Here is a 23,147-nt window from a genome sequence, read left to right on the forward strand (position 1 = left end):
GCGTCCCAGCCGAAGCGGACGCGGAGCGTCCAGGGAGGCATTCCCACGCGGAGCGTGGGAACGATCATCGGAACGCCTCATGACCATTCCAACCCCCTGCTACCACTGCGCACTGCCCGTCCCGTCCGGCAGCCGCTTCACCGCCGTCGTGCTCGGGGAGTCCCGTGAGTTCTGCTGCCCCGGCTGTCAGGCCGTGGCCGAAGCCATCGTCGCCGGCGGCCTGGAAAGCTATTACCAGCATCGCAGCGAAGCTTCAGCCAACCCCGAAGCGCTGCCGGTGCAACTGGTCGACGAACTGGCGCTGTACGACCGCGCCGACGTGCAGCAACCTTTCGTGCGCCATGAAGGTGAACTGGCCGAGACCACTTTATTGATGGAAGGCATCAGCTGCGCCGCGTGCGGCTGGTTGATCGAGAAACACCTGCGCACCCTGCCCGCCGTGGCCGAGGCGCGGCTGAACCTGTCCAATCATCGCCTGCATGTGCGCTGGGCTGACGCTCAGTTGCCGCTGAGCCAGATCCTCGGCGAACTGCGCCACATCGGCTACGCCGCGCACCCCTATCAGGCCGACCGCGCGAGCGAACAACTGGCCAGCGAAAACCGCCTCGCCCTGCGCCAACTCGGTGTCGCCGGGCTGCTGTGGTTTCAGGCGATGATGGCGACCATGGCGACCTGGCCGGAATTCAACATCGACCTCAGCCCGGAGCTGCATACGATCCTGCGCTGGGTCGCGCTGTTCCTCACCACGCCGATCGTGTTCTACAGCTGCGCGCCATTTTTCAAGGGCGCCATGCGCGACTTGCGCACTCGCCATCTGACCATGGATGTTTCGGTATCGCTGGCGATCGGTGCGGCGTATGTCGCCGGGATCTGGACCTCGATCACCGGGGTCGGCGAACTGTATTTCGATGCGGTGGGCATGTTCGCGCTGTTCCTGCTGGCCGGACGCTACCTCGAACGCCGCGCCCGCGAACGCACAGCCGCTGCCACCGCGCAACTGGTCAATCTGCTGCCCGCCTCGTGCCTGCGCCTCGACGAAGCTGGCCAGAGCGAACGCATCCTGCTCAGCGAACTGCGCCTCGGTGATCGGGTGCTGGTTCAACCGGGCTCGGTGCTGCCGGCGGACGGCAAGATCCTCGATGGCCAATCGAGCATCGACGAATCGGTGCTGACCGGCGAATACCTGCCGCAGCCGCGCGCCAGAGGCGATGCGGTCACCGCCGGCACGCTGAACGTGGAAGGCGCGCTGACCGTCGAGGTGCAGGCGCTGGGCCAGGACACACGACTGTCGGCCATCGTCCGCCTGCTGGATCGCGCCCAGGCGGAAAAACCACGGCTGGCGGAAATCGCCGACCGCGCCGCGCAGTGGTTTCTGTTGCTGTCGCTGATCGCGGCGGCCGCCATCGGCCTGCTGTGGTGGGAACTGGATTCGTCGCGCGCCTTCTGGATTGTCCTCGCAATGCTGGTCGCCACTTGCCCGTGCGCGCTGTCACTGGCGACGCCAACCGCGCTGACCGCCGCCACCGGCACCCTGCACAAGCTCGGCCTGCTGCTGACCCGCGGCCATGTGCTGGAAGGCCTGAACCAGATCGACACGGTGATCTTCGACAAGACCGGCACCCTCACCGAAGGCCGACTGGTGCTGCGTTCGATTCGACCACTTGGCGCCCTCGACAGCGATCAATGCCTGAGCCTCGCCGCCGCCCTTGAAAACCGTTCCGAACACCCGATCGCCCGCGCCTTCGGACGCGCAGCGCTGGCTGCCGAGGACGTCCACAGCACGCCGGGCCTGGGGCTTGATGGCTTGATCGGCGAACAGCGTTTGCGCATCGGTCAGGCGGCGTTTGTGTGTGATCTCAGCGGCGCGCCGGTGCCATCGATGCCGAAGGAACCGGGTCAATGGCTACTGCTCGGTAACCGTCAGGGGCCGCTGGCCTGGTTCGCCCTCGACGACCGTCTGCGCGATGACGCCCCGGCCCTGCTCGCGGCGTGCAAGGCGCGCGGCTGGCGCACGCTGCTGCTGTCGGGCGATAGTTCGCCGATGGTCGCCAGTGTCGCCGCCGAACTGGGCATCGATGAGGCGCGCGGCGGTCTGCGCCCGGACGACAAGTTGCAAGTGCTGCAACAACTGCACAAGGACGGCCGCAAGGTGTTGATGCTCGGTGACGGGGTCAACGATGTGCCGGTACTGGCCGCCGCCGACATCAGCGTGGCCATGGGATCGGCCACTGATCTGGCGAAAACCAGTGCCGATGCGGTGCTGCTGTCCAACCGGCTCGACGCCTTGGTACAAGCCTTCACGCTGGCCCGTCGCACCCGGCGGGTGATCATCGAGAACCTGTTGTGGGCCGCGCTGTACAATGGCCTCATGTTGCCGTTCGCCGCCCTCGGCTGGATCACTCCGGTGTGGGCCGCCGTCGGCATGTCGATCAGTTCACTGACCGTGGTGCTCAACGCCCTGCGCCTGACTCGCCTGCCGAGTGCGCCGGCCGTCAACGCTACGTCAGAAACCCGCCCGCTGCCGGCCTGAGCCGCGCGGGCATGGAGTACAGATGCCAGCTCTCTACGTGATGATTCCGGCCGCGCTGCTGATCGTGGCCATCGCCGTCTACATTTTCTTCTGGGCGGTGGACAGCGGCCAGTACGACGACCTCGACGGCCCGGCCCACAGCATCCTGTTCGACGACCAGGACCCGAACCACACCGCCGCAGTGGACGAAGCCAACCCGAACAAACCGGACGACAAGGCGCCACCCCATGCTTGAACTGGCGCCGCTGCTGGTGTCTGCGTTGATTCTCGGCCTGCTCGGCGGCGGGCATTGCCTGGGCATGTGCGGCGGCCTGATGGGCGCGCTGACCCTGGCGATTCCCAAGGAACAACGCAGCCGACGCTTTCGATTGCTGCTGGCCTATAACCTCGGGCGGATTCTCAGTTATGCCACGGCCGGTCTGCTGATCGGGCTGGCGGGATGGGCGGTGGCGAACAGTCCTGCTGCCTTGTTCATGCGCGTTCTCGCCGGGTTGTTGCTGATCGCCATGGGCCTGTATCTGGCGGGCTGGTGGAGCGGCCTGACCCGCATCGAAAGCCTCGGTCGCGGACTGTGGCGTTACATTCAACCGGTCGCCACCCGCTTGCTGCCGGTGTCGAGCCTGCCCCGGGCCCTGCTGCTCGGCGCACTGTGGGGCTGGCTGCCGTGCGGGCTGGTTTACAGCACGCTGTTGTGGTCGGCCAGTCAGGGCAATGCGCTGGACAGCGCGTTGCTGATGCTCGCCTTCGGGCTCGGCACCTGGCCGGTGCTGCTGGCGACCGGCCTCGCCGCCGAGCGGGTCACCGCGCTGTTGCGCAAACGCAGCGTACGCATGGCCGGCGGTCTGCTGGTGATCCTGTTCGGCATCTGGACCCTGCCGGGGCCGCACCAGCACTGGCTGATGGGCCACTGATCGGCGGTGCGGCCATCGCGAGCAAGCTCGCTCCCACAGGTTTTGTGTAGGCCACAAATCTACTGTGGGAGCGAGCTTGCTCGCGAAGAGGCCCGCACTGACAACACACATATCCCCGTTGATGCAAATCAAGATGCCTTTTCGCGCCCTCCCCTAGACTCGGCACACTGCCAGCCTATCCGGGGGAATGCCCGCATGCTCGACGCCATTCGTTGGGACACCGATTTGATCCGCCGCTACGACCTGGCGGGGCCGCGCTACACCTCGTACCCGACGGCCGTGCAATTTCACAGTCAGGTCGGCACCTTCGACCTGTTTCACGCCCTGCGCGACAGCCGCAAGGCCCTGCGCCCGTTGTCGCTGTACGTACACGTGCCGTTCTGCGCGAACATTTGCTACTACTGCGCCTGCAACAAGGTCATCACCAAGGATCGCGGCCGCGCGCTGCCGTATCTGCAACGGCTCGAACAGGAAATCCAGTTGATCGCCTGCCACCTCGACCCGACGCAGAAAGTCGAGCAACTGCACTTCGGCGGCGGCACGCCGACCTTTCTCAGCCACGATGAGTTGCGCCAGTTGATGGCGCACCTGCGCAAGCATTTCAATCTGCTGGATGACGACTCCGGCGACTACGGCATCGAGATTGACCCGCGCGAAGCAGACTGGTCGACCATGGGCCTGCTGCGGGAATTGGGTTTCAACCGGGTCAGCATCGGCCTGCAGGATCTCGATCCGGCGGTGCAACGGGCGGTCAATCGCCTGCAAAGCCTGGAAGAAACCCGCGCCGTGATCGACGCGGCGCGCACCCTGCAGTTTCGCTCGATCAACATCGACCTGATCTACGGCCTGCCCAAGCAGACTCCGGACAACTTTGCCCGCACCGTCGAGGAAGTCATCAGCCTGCAACCGGACCGGCTCTCGGTGTTCAACTACGCGCACCTGCCGGAACGCTTCATGCCGCAGCGACGGATCAACGGCAACGAACTGCCAAGCCCGGCGCAGAAATTGGAAATGCTGCAACGCACCATCGAACAACTGACCGCCGCCGGCTACCGCTACATCGGCATGGACCACTTCGCCCTGCCCGACGATGAACTGGCGATTGCCCAGGAAGAATCGACCCTGCAACGCAATTTCCAGGGTTACACCACCCACGGTCATTGCGACCTGATCGGGCTGGGTGTGTCGGCCATCAGCCAGATCGGTGATCTGTACTGCCAGAACAGCAGCGACCTCAATCACTACCAGAACACCCTCGCCGGCGCGCAACTGGCTACCAGCCGTGGCCTGGTGTGCAACGCCGACGATCGCTTGCGGCGCGCGGTGATTCAGCAACTGATCTGCAATTTCAGCCTGGACTTCGCCGAGATCGAGCGCAGCTTCAACATCGATTTTCAGGGTTACTTCGGCGCGCTCTGGCCACAATTGCAGGGCATGGCGCAGGACGGGCTGATCGAACTGGATCGCGAGCGGATCACCGTGCTACCGGCCGGACGCCTGCTGGTGCGTTCGGTGTGCATGGTGTTCGACGCGTATCTGGAACAGCAAAACCGCCAGCGTTTCTCGCGGGTGATTTAGCTCTTCATCAGCAGCGAGTTGGTTTTCAGGTTCTGGTCAGCGGTCAGGCTCGATTGGTCGATGACTTTGGCCAGAGACAGGTTGGCGGTGATCAGACCGTTGTTGAGGGCGGAGATGGCGCCTTTAAGGGCAGCAATCTTGGCGAAGCGCTCTTCGTTGGAGAGGGTCTTGTTGGCCATCAGCGCGTTGATCTGGGCGTTCTTCTCGGCGATCTGCTGGCGAAATTTGCGAATCATCTTGAGCAATTGCTGGACGTTCTCCGGCAGGCCGCTTTCTTCGATATCGCGGTTTTTCCCGCCGGAACCGGCGGATTTCACGATGGCGGCACCGGACAGCGACACTTTGACGCCCTCGACCAAGGTCGGGCTTCCCAAAGACGCCGCGCCTGTGCCGGACTCATCGTCAACGGAGGTTTCAGCACTTTCCAGCAACGACGCAACGCCACTGTTACCGGGGGTCAGCGTACCTATAGCAGTCATCGAAGCGGTTCCTTGCATGCCGTCAGATACCTGCTTATCGGCCGTCATCCCTGCGGCTTTATGCCGTGGGGGCAATCTCGCCACAGACTGGCCTGAATGTCCTCCGCTGGGTTACCCTTACGCCTTATGTGTGTTTTCCCACAAGGATTTAAGAAATGTCCGAGCCAGTTAAACTGCGCGCTCACAACCAGGCTAATTGCAAGGATTGCAGCCTGGCCCCTCTCTGCCTGCCACTTTCACTGAATCTGGAAGACATGGATGCGCTGGACGAAATCGTTAAACGTGGCCGCCCGCTGAAAAAGGGTGAGTTCCTGTTCCGCCAGGGCGACACCTTCGATTCCGTTTATGCAGTACGCTCCGGCGCCCTCAAGACCTTCAGCCTGAGCGACACCGGCGAAGAACAACTGACCGGTTTCCACCTGCCGAGCGAACTGGTCGGCCTGTCCGGCATGGACACCGAGAAACACCCGGTTTCCGCCCAGGCGCTGGAAACCACTTCGGTCTGCGAGATTCCGTTCGAACGCCTCGACGAACTGGCCCTGCAGTTGCCGCAACTGCGCCGTCAGTTGATGCGCGTGATGAGCCGCGAAATCCGCGACGACCAGCAAATGATGCTGCTGCTGTCGAAGAAGACTGCCGACGAGCGCATCGCCACGTTCCTGGTCAACCTGTCGGCGCGTTTCCGCGCTCGCGGGTTCTCGGCCAACCAGTTCCGCCTGAGCATGTCGCGCAATGAAATCGGCAATTATCTGGGGCTGGCGGTGGAAACCGTGTCCCGGGTCTTCACCCGCTTCCAGCAGAACGAACTGATCGCAGCCGAAGGCAAGGAAATCCATATCCTCGACCCGATCCAGCTCTGCGCCCTGGCTGGCGGCTCGCTCGAAGTCTGATCTCGACCCGCGGCCGAGCGTATCGTTTCAGCCGCGGGTATACTGCGCCGTTTGCAGCCCTGCCAGGACACCTCGACGATGGTCTTCGACTCCTTCGACATCAAATCCCTGATCCGCCCTGTGATCGACTTCCCGAAACCGGGCGTGATCTTTCGCGACATCACCCCGCTGTTCCAGTCGCCCAAGGCCCTGCGCCTGGTGATGGACAGCTTCGCCCACCGCTATGTGGAAGCCGACTTCACCCACATCGGCGCGATGGATGCGCGTGGTTTCCTGATCGGTTCGGTACTGGCCTATCAGTTGAACAAGCCGCTGGTGCTGTTCCGCAAGCAAGGCAAACTGCCGGCGGACGTGCTGGCTGAAGGCTACGCGACCGAGTACGGCGAAGCGTTCCTCGAAGTGCACGCCGACAGCCTGTGCGAAGGCGATTCGGTGGTGATGTTCGATGACCTGATCGCCACCGGCGGCACGCTGATCGCAGCGGCCAACCTGATCCGCCGCATGGGCGCCCGTGTGCATGAAGCGGCGGCGATCATTGATCTGCCGGAGCTGGGTGGTTCGCAGCGTCTTGAGGACATGGGGATTCCAACGTTCTGCCTGACGCAGTTTGCGTTGACTGACAAGTAAATAGCGCCTGCTCCACCGCTTTCGCGAGCAAGCTCGCTCCCACAGTTGGAATGCGTTCCTCTGTGGGAGCGAGCTTGCTCGCGAATGGGCCGGCAGCGTCACCACAAAATCTAAAGCCCCATCTGCTTGCTGATGATCTCGTTCATCACTTCCCGCGTACCGCCGCCAATCGACAAGATGCGGTTATCCCGATAAAGCCGCTCCACCAGGCTTTCGCGCATATAACCCAGCCCGCCAAGAATCTGCACCGCCTCATTGGTAATGCGGTCCGAAGTGTCCGTGGCGAAGTTCTTGGCCATCGAAATCTCTTTGATCACGCTCTGCCCCGCCGCCATCTTCGCCGCCTGCCGGTAGGTGAACTCCCGCGAGACTTCCAGCGTCGTGGCCATTTCCGCGAGGCGATGCTTGATCACCTGGAACTTGCCGATGGGCTTGCCGAACGCTTGCCGCTCCTTCGCCCACTTCAGGCTTTCTTCCAGCGCCAGTTGCGCGGTCATGTTGGCCATCAGCGCCAACGCCAGACGCTCGCTCTGGAAGTTGCCCATGATGCAGGCGAATCCCATGTTTTCAGCGCCGATCAAATTTCCCACAGGCACACGGCAATCGTCGAAGAACAATTCAGCCGTGTCCGACGCCCACCAGCCCATTTTCTTCAGCTGCCGGCCGACGGTGAAACCCGGCGTGCCTTTCTCGATCAACAACAGGCTGATGCCGCCAAAACCGGGCGCGCCGGTGCGCACCGCGACGGTATAGTAGTCGGCGCGCACGCCACTGGTGATAAAGGTTTTGCTGCCGCTGACCCGGTAATGATCGCCATCGCGTACGGCGCGGGTCTGCAGGTTGGCGACGTCGGAACCACCGCCCGGCTCGGTGACAGCCAGCGCGCTGATTTTCTCGCCGCTGAGCACTTGGGGGACGACACGATCACGGACTTCGGGCCGGGCCCATTTGACGATCGGCGGCAGACCGATGTCGAGCGAACCGAGCCCGGCCACCAACCCGCCGGAGCCGCAACGCATCAGTTCTTCACTGGCGGCGATCTTGGCGAACAGGTCACCTTCGTGGCTGCCACCCAGCGCTTCGGGATAACCGATGCCGAGGATGCCGGCCGCACCGGCCTTGAGGTACAGCTCACGGGGAAAGCTTTCGGCTTCTTCCCACGCATCGATGTCCGGCAGGATCTCGCGTTCGACGAAACGTCTGACGCTGTCGCGGACCATTTGGTGGCTGGGGTCGAAGTATTCCTGGAAGGCGGGCATCGGCGAACTCCATGGAAGGGTTCGCCGAACTTAACCGAGCGCTTGCTTGGTTTTCAACAGGATTGTGAGATTCAGCAAGACCGAGGCGCACCCTTCGCGAGCAAGCTCGCTCCAACAAGATTCTGGCGGCGCTCACATATTTGATGAGCAACACCATTCACTGTGGGAGCGAGCTTGCTCGCGAAGGCGTCAGGTCAGACACCGGAATCAGAGCGATATAGGTTTACGCCCGGCAAACGAGTGAGCCAGCGTGCCGCCGTCCACCAGTTCCAGCTCACCACCCAGCGGTACGCCGTGAGCAATGCGCGAGGCGATCAGACCCTTGTTGTTGAGCAATTGCGCAATGTAGTGCGCAGTCGCTTCACCTTCCACGGTCGGGTTGGTGGCGAGAATGACTTCGGTGAAGGTGCCCGCCTCTTCGATCCGCGCCATCAATTGCGGAATGCCGATGGCCTCCGGGCCCAGGCCGTCCAGCGGCGACAGGTGCCCCTTGAGCACGAAGTAGCGCCCGCGGAACCCGGTCTGCTCGACCGCGTAGACATCCATCGGCCCTTCCACCACGCACAGCAGCGTGTCGTCGCGGCGGGTGTCGGCGCATTGTGGGCACAGATCGTCTTCGGTCAACGTGCGGCACTGGCGGCAGTGTCCGACCCCTTCCATGGCCTGGCTCAAGGCCTGGGCCAGGCGCGTACCGCCGCTGCGGTCACGTTCGAGCAACTGCAACGCCATGCGCTGGGCAGTTTTCTGACCCACGCCCGGCAAGGTTCGCAGGGCGTCGATCAGTTGGCGAATCAAAGGGCTGAAGCTCATGGGGAAAAAGTCCGACAAAACAACGAGACGCGGTTTATACCCGCGCCTCCGGCCAGCGTCAAATCCTCAGTCCTGGGCGACCTTCACCACCAGTTTGCCGAAGTTGCGCCCCTCCAGCAGCCCGATAAACGCTTGCGGCGCCTGCTCCAGGCCATCCACCACGTCTTCGCGGAATTTCACCTTGCCATCGCGCACCCACGGCACCATGGCGCTGATGAACTCCGGCTGACGGTCACCGTAGTCGTCGAACACGATGAAGCCCTGAATCCGCACACGCTTGGTCAGCAAGGTGCGTTGCAAGGCGGGTAAACGATCCGGGCCTTTCGGCGCTTCCGAAGCGTTGTAGCCGGCGATCAGGCCGCACAGCGGGATCCGCGCCTTGGGATTGAGCAGCGGGACGACCGCATCGAAGACATGGCCGCCGACGTTTTCATAATAGATGTCGATGCCATTGGGGCAGGCCTTGGCCAGTTGTTCGGCGAAGTCTGGCGCCTTGTGATCGATGCAGGCGTCAAAGCCCAGTTCCTCGACCACGTATTTGCATTTGTCCGCACCACCGGCCACGCCGACGGCGCGCAAACCTTTAATCTTGGCGACCTGGCCGACCACCGAGCCCACCGCGCCGGAAGCGGCGGCGACTACAAGGGTCTCCCCTTCTTTTGGCTGGCCGATGTCCATCAGGCCCATATACGCGGTCATGCCGGGCATGCCCAGCACGCCGAGGGCCATCGACGGGCTCGGCAGGCCGGACGGGATCGGGATGATGTTGCGGCCGTCGCTGATGCTGTGGCTTTGCCAGCCGGTGGCACCGACGACCAGATCGCCGGGGTGGAATTTCGGATGACGCGACTGTTCGACCCGGCTGACAGCGCCGCCGGTCATCACCTCGCCGATTTGTACCGGCGCCGCGTAGGACGGTGCATCACTCATGCGTCCGCGCATGTAGGGGTCGAGCGACAGGTACAGGGTCTTGAGCAACACCTGGCCGTCTTCAAGGTCCGGCAGCGCCTCTCGCTCCAGACGGAAGTTCTCGGGTGTCGGCGCGCCTACCGGCCGCGAGGCCAGCACAAAGCGTTGGTTGAGGGTCAGAGGGTCGGACATGTCAGCGTCTCCTTTGAATGATGAATTCGAGGGTATAGGAAGCAGACCCTTGGGGCGGTGGGGTGTTCGATGTTTATTACGGCAAATCGTGTTGACGCTTTCGCGAGCAAGCCCGCTCCCACATTTGAAATGCAATCCCATGTGGGAGCGGGCTTGCTCGCGAAGGCGTCATTACAGCCAACACATCTCTACCGGCCGGAAACAAAAATGCCAGGCGCGATGCCTGGCATTTTTTGTAGCTCATCCAACCCGCAAAGGCGAATCAGAACGGCAGTTTCATACCGGCCGGCAGGTTCATGCCAGCGGTCATGCTGCCCATCTTGGCCTGGCTGTTGGCTTCGATCTGACGCACGGCGGCGTTGACGGCTGCAGCCACCAGATCCTCGACCACTTCGCGGTCATCTTCGTCCAGGCCCGGCAGTACGCTCGGGTCGATGCTGACCTTTTTCACGTCATGACGGCCGGTCATTACCACGGTGACCAGATCGCCGCCAGCCTTGCCGGTGACTTCGGCGTTGGCCAGTTCTTCCTGCATCTTGGCCATTTTTTCTTGCATCTGCTGCGCCTGCTTCATCAGGCCGGCCATGCCACCTTTCATCATGGGAATCACCTCAAAAGTACTTGGATCAAAACAGCGCCCGGCCATACAGGCCGGACGCCCTCAGTTATTAGCCCTGACTGACCAGGGCGTCGACAGGTTCAATAGTATCGTGTCGCACGACCGCACCGAACTGCTGCACCATCTGCTGGATGAACGGATCGCCGTGGATCGATTCCTCCGCCTCGCGCTGACGGTTGGCACGGCGACGGGACGCAGCCTGGGCCGGGGTTTCCTGCTCGGGCTTGATCAGCTCGATGGTCAGGGTCAGCGTGCGTCCGTGGAACTGGTTCAGCGCATCGTTCAGGCGACGCTGCTGGGTGGCGTTGAACAAGGCGCTGTGGGCCGGGTCCAGGTGCATCAGCCAGTTGTCGCCATCGACCGCGATCAGCGTGCAGTTGGCGGCGATGCTGCCGGTCATGCCGGAGATCGGCAGTTGCGGGAACAGCTCCAGCCATTGCAGGGCCAGACCTGTGGCCGGCACGGCGGCGGGTTCCGGCTCGGGTTCGGGTGCCGGTTCTGCGGCGTGTTCGCTGGCCAGATCGTCGAGGTAACTGTAGGCCGAATCCATGTCCGGCTCGATATAGTCCTCGTCGAGCGGTGGCTCGTCGTCCATGTCCATGCCCGGTGTAGCGGCATCGACGTCGGCGACCGACGGCTCGGGGATCGGCGCGGCGGCCCACTCCGGGGCGTCCGGCACGACGCTGTCCGGCGTCGGCAGCGGCATTGGCGGCAGGTCCGGCTGTTCGGCGGTGGTTTCCAGCACCGGCTCGACCGCTGGCTGCTGCACAGGCGCCGGTTCTACCGGATCATTCCATGGCAGGTCGACGACTTCTTCGACGGCGACCGGCTCGGGCTCATGCTCAGGAACGGGTTCAGGCGCAATCACCGGGGCAACCGGTGCAGGCTCGGGAGCCGGCGCAGGTGCAACCACCGGCGCTGACGCCGGCGCAACAGCCGCAGCAACTACCGGCGCAGGTTTCGGCGCGGCAGCCACTGAGTTTGCGGAATCAACTGTGGCCTGGCTGATCCCCACTGGCTTTAGCGGTTGCCTCGGGGCGTCCGCCGTGTCTGCCGGCCGGAAGGCCAGCATCCGCAGCAGGACCATTTCGAAACCGCCTCGCGGGTCCGGCGCCAGCGGCAAGTCGCGGCGACCGATCAGGCCCATCTGGTAATAGAACTGCACGTCTTCGGCCGGCAATGCCTGGGCCAGGGCCAGCACCCGGTCACGGTCGCCGTGGCCGTTGTCGACACCTTCCGGCAAGGCCTGGGCGATGGCGACGCGGTGCAGCACGTTAAGAATTTCCGAGAGCACGCCGTTCCAGTCCGGCCCCTGTTCGGCCAGATGACGCACGGCTTCGAGCAACGCCTTGGCGTCGCCTTCGATCAGCGCGTGCAGCACGTCGTAAACCTGCCCGTGATCCAGCGTACCGAGCATCGCCCGCACATCGGCGGCCAACACCTTGCCTTCACCGAAGGCGATGGCCTGATCGGTCAGGCTCATGGCGTCACGCATCGAACCGTCGGCCGCGCGGCCGAGCAGCCACAGGGCGTCGTCTTCGAACGGGACGTTTTCGGCGCCCAGAACGTGGGTCAGATGCTCGACCACACGCTCAGGGGTCATGTTCTTCAGAGAGAACTGCAGGCATCGCGACAAAATCGTTGCCGGAAGTTTCTGCGGGTCGGTGGTCGCCAGGATGAACTTGACGTAGGGCGGCGGCTCTTCGAGGGTTTTCAGCAGCGCATTGAAGGAATGGCTGGAGAGCATGTGCACTTCGTCGATCAAGTAGACCTTGAAGCGCCCGCGGCTCGGGGCGTACTGCACGTTGTCGAGCAGCTCGCGGGTGTCCTCGACCTTGGTCCGGCTCGCGGCGTCGATCTCGATCAGGTCGACGAAACGGCCTTCATCGATCTCGCGGCACACCGAACACTCGCCACACGGGCTTGAAGTGATACCTGTTTCACAGTTCAGGCATTTGGCGATGATCCGCGCAATCGTGGTTTTGCCGACGCCCCGAGTACCCGTGAAGAGGTAGGCGTGGTGCAGGCGCTGGCTGTCCAAGGCATTGATCAGAGCCTTGAGCACATGGGTCTGGCCGACCATTTCGCGGAACGAGCGCGGACGCCATTTACGTGCAAGAACCTGATAACTCATCGAAAACCGTCGCGGCAAAGGAAGCAGAAGCGGCTAATGCTAGCGGAGCAAGGGCAAAATTGCATCCGGTGTGCTCGTCTATTCTGGCTAAGCTGCATGAGCGAGGGCTTTTGTCGGTTCGGGATCGGGAATTACCGGAGCGTTTATGCGGTGGGCCGTGGGGGCATTACTGGGATTGAGCCTGAGCGCGATGGCGGCGCAACCGCCGCTGCGCTTCGTCGTTGCCGACAGCTGGGCGATGCCGATGGTGCAGATCGAACGCGGCCGCCCGACCCAGGGCATCCTCTACGACATGATGCTCAGCCTGGCGACCCAGGTCGGCGTGCCGGCACAATTTCACGTCCTGCCCCGCGCCCGGGTGCAGAACGCCATGGAACACGGCGAAGTCGACGTGCGCTGCTATGCCGCACAATCCTGGCTGCCGAACCTGTCCGGGGATTACATCTGGAGCATCCCGCTGTTCTTCCAGCGCGACCTGCTGATCAGCCGTCAGGACCAACCGCCCAACGCCGACCCGGCCCTCCTGCCCCGCCAGTCGATCGGCACCGTGCTTGGCTACAGCTACCCCACACTGCAACCGATATTTGACGCCGATCGAGTATGGCGCGAAGACGCGCGCAATCAGGAGCAGGTACTAGACAAACTGCTGGCCGGCCGCTACCGCTACGCCGTGAGCAATCAATGGACACTGGACTGGTTCAATCAGCGGCTGTCGCCGGCAGAGCAACTACAAGGGGTGGCAGTGTTACAGGAACAGAAGGTCGGCTGCTACGTGCGCAATGATCCTAATGTGCCGGTGCAGCGGATATTGAGGACGTTGCTGCGGATGAAAATGTCGGGGGAGATTGATGACATTATCCGGTTGTATACCGGCAACTCAGAGCCTTCCCCCGAATTGAAGCCATGAAAAAGGGGCTTCATAAGAATGAGCCCCCTTGGCGTTTCAGCGCACACGCCGACCTCATGGTCGCCATCAACCTCAATGCGGCGATGGACTGCGCGTTACTCCTGGGCGAAACGACCTGCAAACCGCCAGTGCTGAGGAGAGTGGCGCGTCATCACGATGATGTCGCCTTTTTTGACGTTGATCCGGCTTTGCATCGGAATCAGTCGAGGGTCTTTCACGACCGTGTCTTCAGACGCCACGGTGTACGAAAACCCCGCCCAGCGGTGAACGCCGTTGTACAGCTTGCAATCGAGCGAAGGAAACGGACCGGACTTGCCGACGCACTCGGTCACCTGTTCGGTATAGAGCGGGGTCGCCTTGTCCTTGCCGTAGTACGCGAGGATGTAGCCTTGGTCCGTGTTTTTCAGCTCCAGCGTGGTGTAACCGGCTGAATCACCACCGTCATCAGTAAGCTCGACCTTGCGCGAAAAGTAGTCGCGGGCAGCAGCTGTTTCAGCTTCCTGCGCCTTCAGCTCCTGGGGCGTCAGCGGCGTGGCGCAGGATGCAAGCATGGCGGATGCCATCAGGCAGAGAATGAGCTTGGGAAATGACATGTGAGGCCTCCTGGCAAACAGAAATAAAGACGCTGGCAATCCTCCAGACAGCAAAAAACACAACGCCGAACTGGATCGGGGCTGTGTAGAAATTTGAATTTGGATTGTATTGCAGCGTTAAGGTGGCAACCCTACCAGCCACACCCCGGCACACAATGTTCCCGCTGTGGCTGCTGCCTTCCGGCTCTGACCAGGTTCACGGGTAATCGTTGCGGGGGGACCGATAGGGTCACCATAACGACGCTTGCCTGTCGGCGAGCCGCGCCATTGTACCTATCTGAGACGAAGTTACAACCGCTGGTTGCAGATAAAAAACATGAAGGGCTTCAAGCACTTGCTATTGCGCCTGAAGCACCTCGTCTGCCCGACCACCCTCCTGCTGGATCACCAGATGAATGAAGTGCAGCTTGGCGATCGCCGCCGGCGGCAGCACAAAGGGATAGAAATCCGGCTGGCCCATGCTGCGCGACAGTTCGTTGAGCATGCCGGCCAGTTCGATCCACGCGTTGACGAACGACAGGAACGCCGCGCCGCCGGGATGCTCGGGGTCGTACAGCGTGCTCGACGGGAACGGCTGGTAATCCAGGTCCATCTCCCGGGCGCTCATGCCGAAACCCAGCGCGGTATCCACCGCGTCCATCATGTGCAGGTAATGCGCCCAGGTTTCCGCCCAGTCTTCCCATGGATGCATGGTGGCGTAGGCGCTGACGTAATGCTGCGCCCAGTCCGCCGGTGCGCCCTGTTGATAATGCCGCTCCAGTGCCTCGGCATAACTGGCGCGTTCGTCGCCGAACAGGTTGCGGAATGAACCGAGCCACGGGCCGTTGTCGATCAGGCGATCCCAGTAGTAATGCCCGACCTCGTGACGAAAGTGCCCGAGCAATGTGCGATAAGGTTCGTGCATCTGCGCCCGGACCTGTTCGCGGTGGGCGTCATCAGCTTCTGCGATGTCGAGGGTGATCAGGCCGTTGGCGTGGCCGGTCATGGGCGCATTGCCTTGCAGATCGACGCCGATGAAATCGAAGGCCAGGCCGGTGGCTTCGTCGACAGTTTTCGGGACGACCGGCAGGCCGAGGCTGATCAGTTGCGCCACCAGTCGCCGCTTGGCGATTTCCACTTTGCGCCAGCGCTCGGGGTTTTCCGGGACGGACAGATCGGGGATGGTGCGATTCAGATCGCAGGCCGCGCACAGGGTGTCGTGATCGTTGGCGGGCAGCAGCCAGTTGCAGGCCGCCGGGGTGTCGAGATTGGCGCAGCGCCGGAACAGCCCGGCCTCGGGATCGACATCCAGCGTCCAGGTGCCCTCTTGTGGCCCCGGTTGCAGCGAGGTCAGGCGACTGTGTTCCGGCTGATAACCCAACGCCGCGTTGCAGGCCAGGCACTGACTGTTGCGAAAGAACAGCGACTGGCCGCAACGGCACGGCCAGACCTTGCTGTTGCGCGAGGATTCGCCCATGAACGGCGCGACGATGCGGGAACTGAGCTGCTCGAAAAAGCGGTACATGGCGATCTCTCCCTTGGGCTTGCCAAGACTAGATCATTCCCGCCCAAAGATCGTTCCCAGGCTCTGCGTGGGAATGCATACCGTGATGCTCTGCGTCCGGGGCGGCATTCCCACGCGGAGCGTGGGAACGATCATCTGTCGATCGGTTAGGCGTTGATACCGTGTCCCTTGAGGAACGCAATGAACGCCTCTTCGTCCATCACTTTCACGCCCAGCTCGTTGGCCTTGGTCAGTTTCGACCCGGCGCCCGGCCCAGCGACCACGCAGTGAGTCTTGGCTGACACGGAACCGGCGACCTTGGCCCCGAGGCTTTCCAGGTGTTCCTTGGCGACGTCGCGGCTCATCAGCTCGACCTTGCCGGTCAGCACCCAGGTTTCGCCGGAAAGCGGCAGGCCTTCGACGACTTTCTTTTCGCTCTGCCAGTGCATGCCGAAATCGCGCAGTTGCTTCTCGGCGTCTTCAGCCAGTTGACGATGCTCGGGCAAGGCAAAAAACTCGCGTACCGAATTGGCCTGCTTCTCCGGCAAAGCCTGACGCATGTCCAGCCAGTCAGCGTTCATCACCCCTTCCAGCGATTCGAACTTGTCAGCCAGCTTCTGCGCCCCGCCCGGCCCGACCGAAGGAATGTGCAGCTTGTCGAGGAAGCCGCCCAGCGTGGTGCTCGCAGCAAACTCGGCACCCAGCTCGCCCTGATCCTGAATCTGCAAACCGTGGCCCAGCAGCTCGGTGATCACCTGCTGGTTGTGCGCATCTTCAAAAAAGCTGTGGATCTCGTGCGCCACTTCCAGGCCGATATCCGGCAGATACGTCAGCACTTGCGGCAAGGCTTGCCGGACGCGCTCCAGCGACCCCAGCGAACGCGCCAGCACCTTGGCCGTCTCCTCGCCGACATCCGGAATGCCCAGAGCATAGATGAAGCGCGCCAGCCCCGGCTTTTTGCTGTCTTCGATGGCAGCCAGCAACTTGTTGCTCGACACCTCGGCAAAGCCTTCGAGGTCGACGATGTCGTCGAACTTCAGTGCATAAAGATCGGCCGGCGAACTGACCAGACCTTCGTCGACCAGTTGCTCGACGCTCTTGTCACCGAGGCCTTCGATATCCATCGCCCGACGGGAAACGAAGTGAATGATCGCCTGCTTGAGCTGCGCACCGCAGGCCAGACGACCGACGCAGCGATACACCGCGCCTTCGCTGATGGTTTCCTTGCCTTTGCTGCGTTTGACCAGTTGCGTGCGTTCGACGTGGGAGCCGCAGACCGGGCAGCTCTCGGGAATCTGCACAGGGCGCGCATCTTCCGGGCGACGCTCCATGACTACTTGCACCACTTGCGGGATTACGTCACCGGCGCGACGAATGATCACAGTGTCGCCGATCATCAGACCCAGCCGGGCAACTTCGTCCATGTTGTGCAGCGTGGCGTTGGCTACGGTGACGCCGGCGACCTTGACCGGTTTCAAGCGCGCCACAGGCGTGACGGCACCAGTACGGCCGACCTGGAATTCCACGTCGAGCAGTTCGGTGAGCTCTTCCATGGCTGGGAATTTGTGCGCAATGGCCCAGCGCGGTTCGCGGGCGCGGAAGCCCAGCTCACGCTGGTCGGCAATGCTGTTGACCTTGAACACCACACCGTCGATTTCATAGGCCAGCGAGTTGCGGCGCTCACCAATATCGCGGTAGTAATCCAGGCATTCACCGATGCCTTTGGCCAGTTTCAGCTCATGGCTGATCGGCAGACCCCAGGCTTGCAGCTGCTTGAGGTTGCCGATGTGAGTGTCGGAAATATCGTGAGAGACCTGGCCGATGCCGTAGCAGCAGAATTCCAGCGGACGGTTGGCGGTGATCTTCGAGTCCAGCTGACGCAGGCTGCCGGCCGCCGCATTGCGCGGGTTGGCGAACGTCTTGCCGCCGACTTCCAGTTGCGAGGCGTTGAGGCGCTCGAAACCGGCTTTGGACATGAACACTTCGCCGCGCACTTCCAGGGTCGCCGGCCAGCCTTCGCCGTGCAGCTTCAGCGGAATGTTGCGCACCGTGCGCACGTTGACGCTGATGTCTTCACCGGTGGTGCCGTCGCCACGCGTGGCGCCGCGCACCAGCACACCGTCCTGATACAGCAGGCTGACCGCCAGGCCGTCGAGTTTCGGTTCGCAGCTGTATTCCACCGCCGCGCCACCGCCGAACAGGTCACCGGCCGGCAGATCCAGACCTTCGGTCACCCGGCGGTCGAACTCGCGCATGTCGGTTTCTTCGAAGGCGTTGCCGAGGCTGAGCATTGGCACTTCGTGACGCACCTGGGTGAACGCGGTCAGCGCCACGCTGCCGACGCGCTGGGTTGGCGAGTCGCTGGTGATCAGTTCCGGATTGGCCGCTTCCAGCGCCTTGAGCTCGTGGAACAACCGGTCGTACTCGGCATCCGGAATGCTCGGCTCATCGAGGACGTGGTAACGGTAGTTGTGCTGATCGAGCTCAGCGCGCAGCTCTAGAATGCGGTCTTTGGCGGCAGTCATGGGTGTTCTCTCATAAAGCAAAAGAGCAGCCGAGGCTGCTCAATCTATTTTGCCGATTGCCCCTTTATTGCGAGGCAACCTTTTCAATCAACGCTTCTGGGTCAGGGCGCGACGTTCGAATTCGACGATGCGCTGACGGTAGTGCTCGATGGTCTGTGCGGTCAGGACGCTGCGCTGGTCATCTTTCAACTCGCCGTTCAGTTCCTGGGACAGCTTGCGGGCTGCCGCGACCATCACGTCGAAGGCCTGCTTCGGATGACGCGGGCCTGGCAGGCCGAGGAAGAAGCTTACCGCCGGGGTGCTGAAATGGTCGATGTCGTCCAGATCGAAGATACCCGGCTTGACCGCGTTGGCCATGGAGAACAGCACTTCACCGTTGCCGGCCATGCTTTCGTGACGGTGGAAAATATCCATCTCGCCGAAACGCAGACCACTTTCCAGAATGTTCTGCAGCAGTGCCGGGCCCTTGAAGCCTGCCGGATCGCGGCAGATCACGCTGATCACCAGCACTTCTTCGGCTTGCGGCTGATCCTTGTCGGCAACGGCCGGCGAGGACTTGGCGGCAGGCTCGACGAAATCATCGTCGCGGCTGCTGAAGCTCGGACCGCCGTCCAGGTCCAGATCGAGGTTCAGGTCGCCCTGGGCCGGACCGTTGCTGCCACGCTTGCCGCGCTTGGAACCGGACTCGCGAGGCTCGCGTGGTTCGCGGGCCGGCATGCTCACCGATGGCAGATCGTGTTCGTCCAGTTGCGGCTCTTTATGGGTATCCAGCACGCGGGCCGGGCCCAACAGCTCGGCGCTGGTGTCCTCGTCCGGCAGGTTGGACAGACTTCGGTCAAGACGGAACTTCAGTTTTCCCTTGCCGCCGCGCATACGGCGCCAGCCATCGAAAAGAATACCGGCTATCACAATGATGCCGATGACGATCAGCCACTCGCGCAGACCGATTTCCATGTAATCCCGTGCCTCTATAAAAAATGCTGAAAAATAAGGGGTTTACACTGTGCAAACCGCTTTAAAACGTGGCGCCAACTCTATGTTCTGACAGGCGTTTTGCCCACGTATACGAAAAATTGACATTAAACTAGCACGACCAAAGACAACTTTACACCGTCTGTCTCATTGGCTTGCGCGATTATGTCGATTGGCCAGCAAGTCGAAGCCGGTAAATATGTCCTACAGACTACAAATACCTTTTCCGACAGCGCCGGCTCAGGCATCCACCATCGCCATCGCCTCCTCGACATCCACGGCTACCAGTCGCGAACAACCCGGCTCGTGCATCGTCACACCCATCAACTGGTCAGCCATTTCCATGGCGATCTTGTTGTGGGTGATATAGATGAACTGCACGGTCTGCGACATCTCTTTGACCAACCGTGCGTAGCGTCCAACGTTAGCGTCATCCAGTGGCGCGTCAACCTCATCGAGCATGCAGAACGGCGCCGGATTCAACTTGAAGATCGCAAAAACCAGTGCCAGTGCGGTCAGGGCTTTCTCGCCGCCGGAGAGCAAATGGATGGTGCTGTTCTTCTTCCCGGGCGGTTGCGCCATGATCGTCACCCCTGTATCGAGTAGATCTTCGCCCGTCAGTTCCAAATACGCGCGTCCACCACCGAAAACTTTCGGGAAAAGCGCCTGTAAACCGCCATTGATCTGATCAAAGGTATCTTTGAAACGATTACGGGTTTCCTTGTCGATCTTGCGGATGACGTTTTCCAGAGTCTCGAGGGCCTCGACCAGATCGGCGTCCTGGGCATCCAGATAACGTTTACGCTCGGATTGCTGCTGGTATTCGTCGATCGCCGCGAGGTTGATCGCGCCCAGGCGCTGAATGCGCGCGGCGATGCGTTCAAGTTCTTCTTCGGCAGCCTTCTCGCTGGCCTCGGCGGTCAGAGTATTGAGCACGCCGTGCAGGTCGTAGCCGTCTTCCAGCAGTTGATCCTGCAGGGCCTTGCGGCGCACGGTCAGGGCCTGCCATTCCATGCGTTGCTGTTCGAGCTGGCCACGGATCAATTGCGATTGCTGCTCGGCCTGGGTCCGGCGTTTTTCCGCGTCGCGCAGTTCGCGGTCGGCGTCTTCCAGCGCGATCTGGGCGGTCTTGAGTTCGTCGTCGACGCTCATGCGCTTGTCGAGCAACTCTTCGAGTTTGAGGCGCAGCTCTTCCAGCGGCGCCTCGCCCTCCTCCAGATTCAGGCTGAGTTGTTCACGCTTTTCGGTGAGGCGCTCGGCCTGCATTTCCAGACGCTCAAGGGCCTGACGCGTCGAATCATGCTGTGCCCGCAGCGAACCCAGACGCACGGCCAATTGATGGGCGTGATCCTTGTGTTGGCGGGCTTCCTGACGCACCCGATCCAGTCGTTCGCGCAGGCTGTCGCGCTGGGCCAGCAGTAATTCGCGCTGCTCGGTGTCGAGGGCCATGGCGTCGAGGGCGTCCTGCAACTGGATTCGCGCTTCACCGATGTTTTCGTGTTCCAGCTCGCGCTGCTCAGCGAGCTCGACCAGTTCTTCGTCGAGACGGGTGCGACGCAAGTTCAACTGTTCGGCCTTGGCTTTACCGGCAGACAGCTGAGCTTTCAGTTCGCCTTGCTGACGGGCTTCGTCTTGCAGCAAGCGACGTAGATGTTCGCGACCGTTTTCCTGCTGACGCTGTTGCGCGCGCAGGGTCTGCAAACGGGTTTCCATGGCCTCGACCGTGGCTTCGCGCTCTTCGCGTTCAGCATGCAACGATTCGATTTCCTGACCGCGCGCAAGCATGCCGCTTTCGGCCTCGCTGGCGCGGCGTACCCGCAGGAAGTGCCGACCGACCCAGTAGCCGTCGCGACTGATCAGGCTCTGACCGGCAGCCAGTTGGCCGCGCAGGGCCAGCGCCTGTTCAAGGCTGTCGACCGGTTTGACCTGAGCGAGCCACGGCGACAAATCAATCTGCGCCTCGACCTTGTCCAGCAGGCTGCCGGCCACGCGCACGCCGTCATTGCCGGGGCTTAGCAATCGCAGATCGCCCTGGGCAAAACCGGACAGATCGAAACCGTCGAAATCATCCACCAGCACCGCTTGCAGGTCGGCGCCGAGCACGGTCTCCACCGCCAGCTCCCAACCGGCCTCGACCTTCAGGCCTTCGGCCAGACGCGGACGCTCGGCAAGGTTGTGTTCCTTCAGCCATTCAGCGGTGCCCGTGCCCGGATCGAGCGCGGCCTGCTGCAAAGCTTCCAGCGATGCCAGGCGACCGTTGAGACGCTGCAAATCGCCCTGCGCCTGCTGCTGCGCGGTCAGCGCCTGCTGCAATTCCTGGCGCAGTTGCTCGAGCTTTTCGACCTGGGCTGCTTCGCTGGTCTGCAAATCTTCAAGGGTGGCTTCGGACTCGGCGAGCTGTTCGCTGAGCTCCATGATCGCCGCGTCTTCGGGGTCGGCCGACAGCAGCGCCCGCTCTTCACCCAGACGCTTTTGTCGATCGGCCAGACGCTCCAGGCTGGTTTCCAGCTGTTGGATGCGCGACTGCTGCACTTCGGCCTGACGACGGGGTTCGGCGGCGGTCAGGTTGAAGGCGTCCCACTGCTCCTGCCAGCCGTGCATGACGGCTTCGGAATCTTCCAGCGCCGCGGCGGCCTCTTCGGCGGCGGCGTTGGTGATTTCCTGCTCGGGAGTCAGTTGATCGAGCTCTTCGCCGAGGGTCAGCAGCAAGGTGCGGTCATGGCCCAGGTGCGATTCGGTTTCCAGGCGCGCGCGCTCTGCCTCTTTCAGATCGTCCTGCAATTGGCGCAAACGCTGCTGGCCATGCTGGATGCTCTGCTCGACCCGGGCGATGTCGCCGCCGACCGAATAGAAGCGTCCCTGCACCAGATTGAAGCGCTCGGAGAGGTCATGGTGACCGTCGCGCAGGCGTTCAATCGCTGCGTCGGCGTTGCGTTGCTCGGCGACCAGCGCTTCGAAGCTGATTTCCTGGTTGCCGATGATCGACTCACGCTGGCCGACCTGATCGTTCAGATCCTGCCAGCGCAGGGCCGACAATTGCGCCTTGAGCTGGCGTTCTTCGGCCTTGTATTCCTGATACTTCTTGGCGGCCTCGGCCTGACGGTGCAGGCGTTCGAGCTGGCGTTCGAGCTCTTCGCGCAGGTCGGTCAGACGGGCAAGGTTTTCGTGGGTGCGACGAATGCGGTTTTCGGTCTCGCGCCGGCGCTCCTTGTACTTCGAGATGCCTGCCGCTTCTTCGATGAAGTTACGCAGGTCTTCGGGCTTGGACTCGATCAGCTTGGAGATCATCCCCTGCTCGATGATCGAGTAGCTGCGCGGGCCAAGGCCGGTGCCGAGGAAGATGTCGGTGATGTCGCGACGACGGCATTTGGCGCCGTTGAGGTAATAAGTCGTCTGGCTGTCGCGGGTCACTTTGCGGCGGATCGAAATTTCCGCGTACGCCGCCCACTCGCCCAAAAGCGTGCCGTCGGAGTTGTCGAACACCAGTTCGATGCTCGCCTGGCTCACCGGTTTGCGGCTGGTCGAGCCGTTGAAGATGACGTCGGTCATCGACTCGCCGCGCAGGTTCTTGGCTGAACTTTCGCCCATCACCCAGCGCACGGCGTCGATGATGTTCGACTTGCCGCAACCGTTCGGCCCGACGACAGCCGCCATGTTGCTGGGGAAGTTCACCGTGGTCGGGTCGACGAAGGATTTGAACCCCGCCAGCTTGATGCACTTGAGCCGCAA

General features: G+C 62.2%; 18 protein-coding genes and 1 other RNA gene. 7 read left to right on the top strand and 12 right to left on the bottom strand.

Annotated features, from left to right (window positions below; all coding sequences use genetic code 11):
* The first annotated feature begins 79 nt into the window (after positions 1-79).
* From CAF63_RS26070 to hemN, 4 genes are all read left to right on the top strand, one after another.
* The gene (locus CAF63_RS26070) at positions 80-2,530 is read left to right on the top strand and encodes a heavy metal translocating P-type ATPase (RefSeq protein ID WP_085690151.1); all 2,451 of its coding nucleotides are present in this window, start codon (positions 80-82) and stop codon (positions 2,528-2,530) included.
* 22 nt (positions 2,531-2,552) lie between these two features.
* The gene (gene ccoS / locus CAF63_RS26075) at positions 2,553-2,765 is read left to right on the top strand and encodes a cbb3-type cytochrome oxidase assembly protein CcoS (protein WP_016984738.1); all 213 of its coding nucleotides are present in this window, start codon (positions 2,553-2,555) and stop codon (positions 2,763-2,765) included.
* Positions 2,758-3,441, top strand: coding sequence for a sulfite exporter TauE/SafE family protein (locus tag CAF63_RS26080; RefSeq protein WP_085690153.1), 684 nt, complete (start codon positions 2,758-2,760; stop codon positions 3,439-3,441). The genes ccoS and CAF63_RS26080 overlap by 8 nt, the downstream gene beginning before the upstream one ends.
* Positions 3,442-3,636: 195 nt before the next feature.
* On the top strand, positions 3,637-5,019 hold the full coding sequence (gene hemN / locus CAF63_RS26085) for an oxygen-independent coproporphyrinogen III oxidase (RefSeq protein ID WP_085690155.1): 1,383 nt from the start codon (positions 3,637-3,639) through the stop codon (positions 5,017-5,019).
* Here the strand turns inward: hemN and CAF63_RS26090 are convergent.
* Positions 5,016-5,498, bottom strand: coding sequence for a hypothetical protein (locus CAF63_RS26090; protein ID WP_085690157.1), 483 nt, complete (start codon positions 5,496-5,498; stop codon positions 5,016-5,018). The genes hemN and CAF63_RS26090 overlap by 4 nt on opposite strands.
* A 155-nt stretch (positions 5,499-5,653) precedes the next feature.
* Here CAF63_RS26090 and fnr point away from each other — a divergent pair, with 155 nt between their 5' ends.
* Positions 5,654-6,388 carry a fumarate/nitrate reduction transcriptional regulator Fnr gene (gene fnr / locus CAF63_RS26095; protein ID WP_007951654.1) on the top strand — a complete coding sequence of 245 codons (735 nt, stop codon included), beginning with the start codon at positions 5,654-5,656 and terminating at the stop codon, positions 6,386-6,388.
* 78 nt (positions 6,389-6,466) lie between these two features.
* Positions 6,467-7,015 (top strand): adenine phosphoribosyltransferase, encoded by a 549-nt coding sequence (locus CAF63_RS26100; protein ID WP_003223345.1) that lies wholly within the window; start codon positions 6,467-6,469, stop codon positions 7,013-7,015.
* Between the two features lie 110 nt (positions 7,016-7,125).
* On the opposite strand, the gene CAF63_RS26105 is transcribed toward CAF63_RS26100, so the two are convergent.
* From CAF63_RS26105 to dnaX, 5 genes are all read right to left on the bottom strand, one after another.
* Positions 7,126-8,274: an acyl-CoA dehydrogenase family protein gene (locus tag CAF63_RS26105; RefSeq protein ID WP_085690159.1), complete on the bottom strand. Its 1,149-nt coding sequence runs from the start codon at positions 8,272-8,274 to the stop codon at positions 7,126-7,128.
* A gap of 207 nt (positions 8,275-8,481) precedes the next feature.
* Complete coding sequence (recR, locus tag CAF63_RS26110) at positions 8,482-9,084, bottom strand: recombination mediator RecR (protein WP_047599078.1); 603 nt, start codon at positions 9,082-9,084, stop codon at positions 8,482-8,484.
* A gap of 66 nt (positions 9,085-9,150) precedes the next feature.
* Complete coding sequence (locus tag CAF63_RS26115) at positions 9,151-10,185, bottom strand: NADP-dependent oxidoreductase (RefSeq protein ID WP_085690161.1); 1,035 nt, start codon at positions 10,183-10,185, stop codon at positions 9,151-9,153.
* 262 nt (positions 10,186-10,447) lie between these two features.
* Complete coding sequence (locus CAF63_RS26120; RefSeq protein ID WP_007951650.1) at positions 10,448-10,786, bottom strand: YbaB/EbfC family nucleoid-associated protein; 339 nt, start codon at positions 10,784-10,786, stop codon at positions 10,448-10,450.
* Positions 10,787-10,853: 67 nt separating this feature from the next.
* Positions 10,854-12,938 carry a DNA polymerase III subunit gamma/tau gene (dnaX, locus tag CAF63_RS26125; RefSeq protein WP_085690164.1) on the bottom strand — a complete coding sequence of 695 codons (2,085 nt, stop codon included), beginning with the start codon at positions 12,936-12,938 and terminating at the stop codon, positions 10,854-10,856.
* A 145-nt stretch (positions 12,939-13,083) separates the two neighbouring features.
* Here dnaX and CAF63_RS26130 point away from each other — a divergent pair, with 145 nt between their 5' ends.
* The gene (locus tag CAF63_RS26130) at positions 13,084-13,845 is read left to right on the top strand and encodes an ABC transporter substrate-binding protein (RefSeq protein WP_085690168.1); all 762 of its coding nucleotides are present in this window, start codon (positions 13,084-13,086) and stop codon (positions 13,843-13,845) included.
* Between the two features lie 95 nt (positions 13,846-13,940).
* Here the strand turns inward: CAF63_RS26130 and CAF63_RS26135 are convergent, their stop codons facing one another.
* From CAF63_RS26135 to smc, 6 genes are all read right to left on the bottom strand, one after another.
* Positions 13,941-14,438: a hypothetical protein gene (locus tag CAF63_RS26135; RefSeq protein WP_085690169.1), complete on the bottom strand. Its 498-nt coding sequence runs from the start codon at positions 14,436-14,438 to the stop codon at positions 13,941-13,943.
* Between the two features lie 129 nt (positions 14,439-14,567).
* An RNA gene (ffs, locus tag CAF63_RS26140) (signal recognition particle sRNA small type) lies at positions 14,568-14,664 on the bottom strand.
* A gap of 111 nt (positions 14,665-14,775) precedes the next feature.
* Positions 14,776-15,942, bottom strand: coding sequence for a putative zinc-binding metallopeptidase (locus CAF63_RS26145; RefSeq protein WP_085690171.1), 1,167 nt, complete (start codon positions 15,940-15,942; stop codon positions 14,776-14,778).
* Between the two features lie 146 nt (positions 15,943-16,088).
* Entirely contained in the window at positions 16,089-18,446 is a 2,358-nt protein-coding gene (gene ligA / locus CAF63_RS26150) for an NAD-dependent DNA ligase LigA (RefSeq protein WP_085690173.1), read from the bottom strand.
* An 87-nt stretch (positions 18,447-18,533) separates the two neighbouring features.
* Positions 18,534-19,400, bottom strand: a complete 867-nt coding sequence (zipA, locus tag CAF63_RS26155) for a cell division protein ZipA (protein ID WP_085690175.1) — start codon at positions 19,398-19,400, stop codon at positions 18,534-18,536.
* A gap of 258 nt (positions 19,401-19,658) precedes the next feature.
* On the bottom strand, positions 19,659-23,147 hold the full coding sequence (smc, locus tag CAF63_RS26160) for a chromosome segregation protein SMC (RefSeq protein WP_085690177.1): 3,489 nt from the start codon (positions 23,145-23,147) through the stop codon (positions 19,659-19,661).

This window comes from Pseudomonas sp. B20(2017), assembly GCF_002113125.1.
Classification (GTDB): domain Bacteria; phylum Pseudomonadota; class Gammaproteobacteria; order Pseudomonadales; family Pseudomonadaceae; genus Aquipseudomonas.

Bases quoted from the DNA above. Each gene is read 5' to 3' on its own strand.
- CAF63_RS26070 (WP_085690151.1), top strand. From the start codon at position 80: ATGACCATTCCAACCCCCTGCTACCACTGCGCACTGCCCGTCCCGTCC.
- ccoS (WP_016984738.1), top strand. From the start codon at position 2,553: ATGCCAGCTCTCTACGTGATGATTCCGGCCGCGCTGCTGATCGTGGCC.
- CAF63_RS26080 (WP_085690153.1), top strand. From the start codon at position 2,758: ATGCTTGAACTGGCGCCGCTGCTGGTGTCTGCGTTGATTCTCGGCCTG.
- hemN (WP_085690155.1), top strand. From the start codon at position 3,637: ATGCTCGACGCCATTCGTTGGGACACCGATTTGATCCGCCGCTACGAC.
- CAF63_RS26090 (WP_085690157.1), bottom strand. From the start codon at position 5,498: ATGACTGCTATAGGTACGCTGACCCCCGGTAACAGTGGCGTTGCGTCG.
- fnr (WP_007951654.1), top strand. From the start codon at position 5,654: ATGTCCGAGCCAGTTAAACTGCGCGCTCACAACCAGGCTAATTGCAAG.
- CAF63_RS26100 (WP_003223345.1), top strand. From the start codon at position 6,467: ATGGTCTTCGACTCCTTCGACATCAAATCCCTGATCCGCCCTGTGATC.
- CAF63_RS26105 (WP_085690159.1), bottom strand. From the start codon at position 8,274: ATGCCCGCCTTCCAGGAATACTTCGACCCCAGCCACCAAATGGTCCGC.
- recR (WP_047599078.1), bottom strand. From the start codon at position 9,084: ATGAGCTTCAGCCCTTTGATTCGCCAACTGATCGACGCCCTGCGAACC.
- CAF63_RS26115 (WP_085690161.1), bottom strand. From the start codon at position 10,185: ATGTCCGACCCTCTGACCCTCAACCAACGCTTTGTGCTGGCCTCGCGG.
- CAF63_RS26120 (WP_007951650.1), bottom strand. From the start codon at position 10,786: ATGATGAAAGGTGGCATGGCCGGCCTGATGAAGCAGGCGCAGCAGATG.
- dnaX (WP_085690164.1), bottom strand. From the start codon at position 12,938: ATGAGTTATCAGGTTCTTGCACGTAAATGGCGTCCGCGCTCGTTCCGC.
- CAF63_RS26130 (WP_085690168.1), top strand. From the start codon at position 13,084: ATGCGGTGGGCCGTGGGGGCATTACTGGGATTGAGCCTGAGCGCGATG.
- CAF63_RS26135 (WP_085690169.1), bottom strand. From the start codon at position 14,438: ATGTCATTTCCCAAGCTCATTCTCTGCCTGATGGCATCCGCCATGCTT.
- CAF63_RS26145 (WP_085690171.1), bottom strand. From the start codon at position 15,942: ATGTACCGCTTTTTCGAGCAGCTCAGTTCCCGCATCGTCGCGCCGTTC.
- ligA (WP_085690173.1), bottom strand. From the start codon at position 18,446: ATGACTGCCGCCAAAGACCGCATTCTAGAGCTGCGCGCTGAGCTCGAT.
- zipA (WP_085690175.1), bottom strand. From the start codon at position 19,400: ATGGAAATCGGTCTGCGCGAGTGGCTGATCGTCATCGGCATCATTGTG.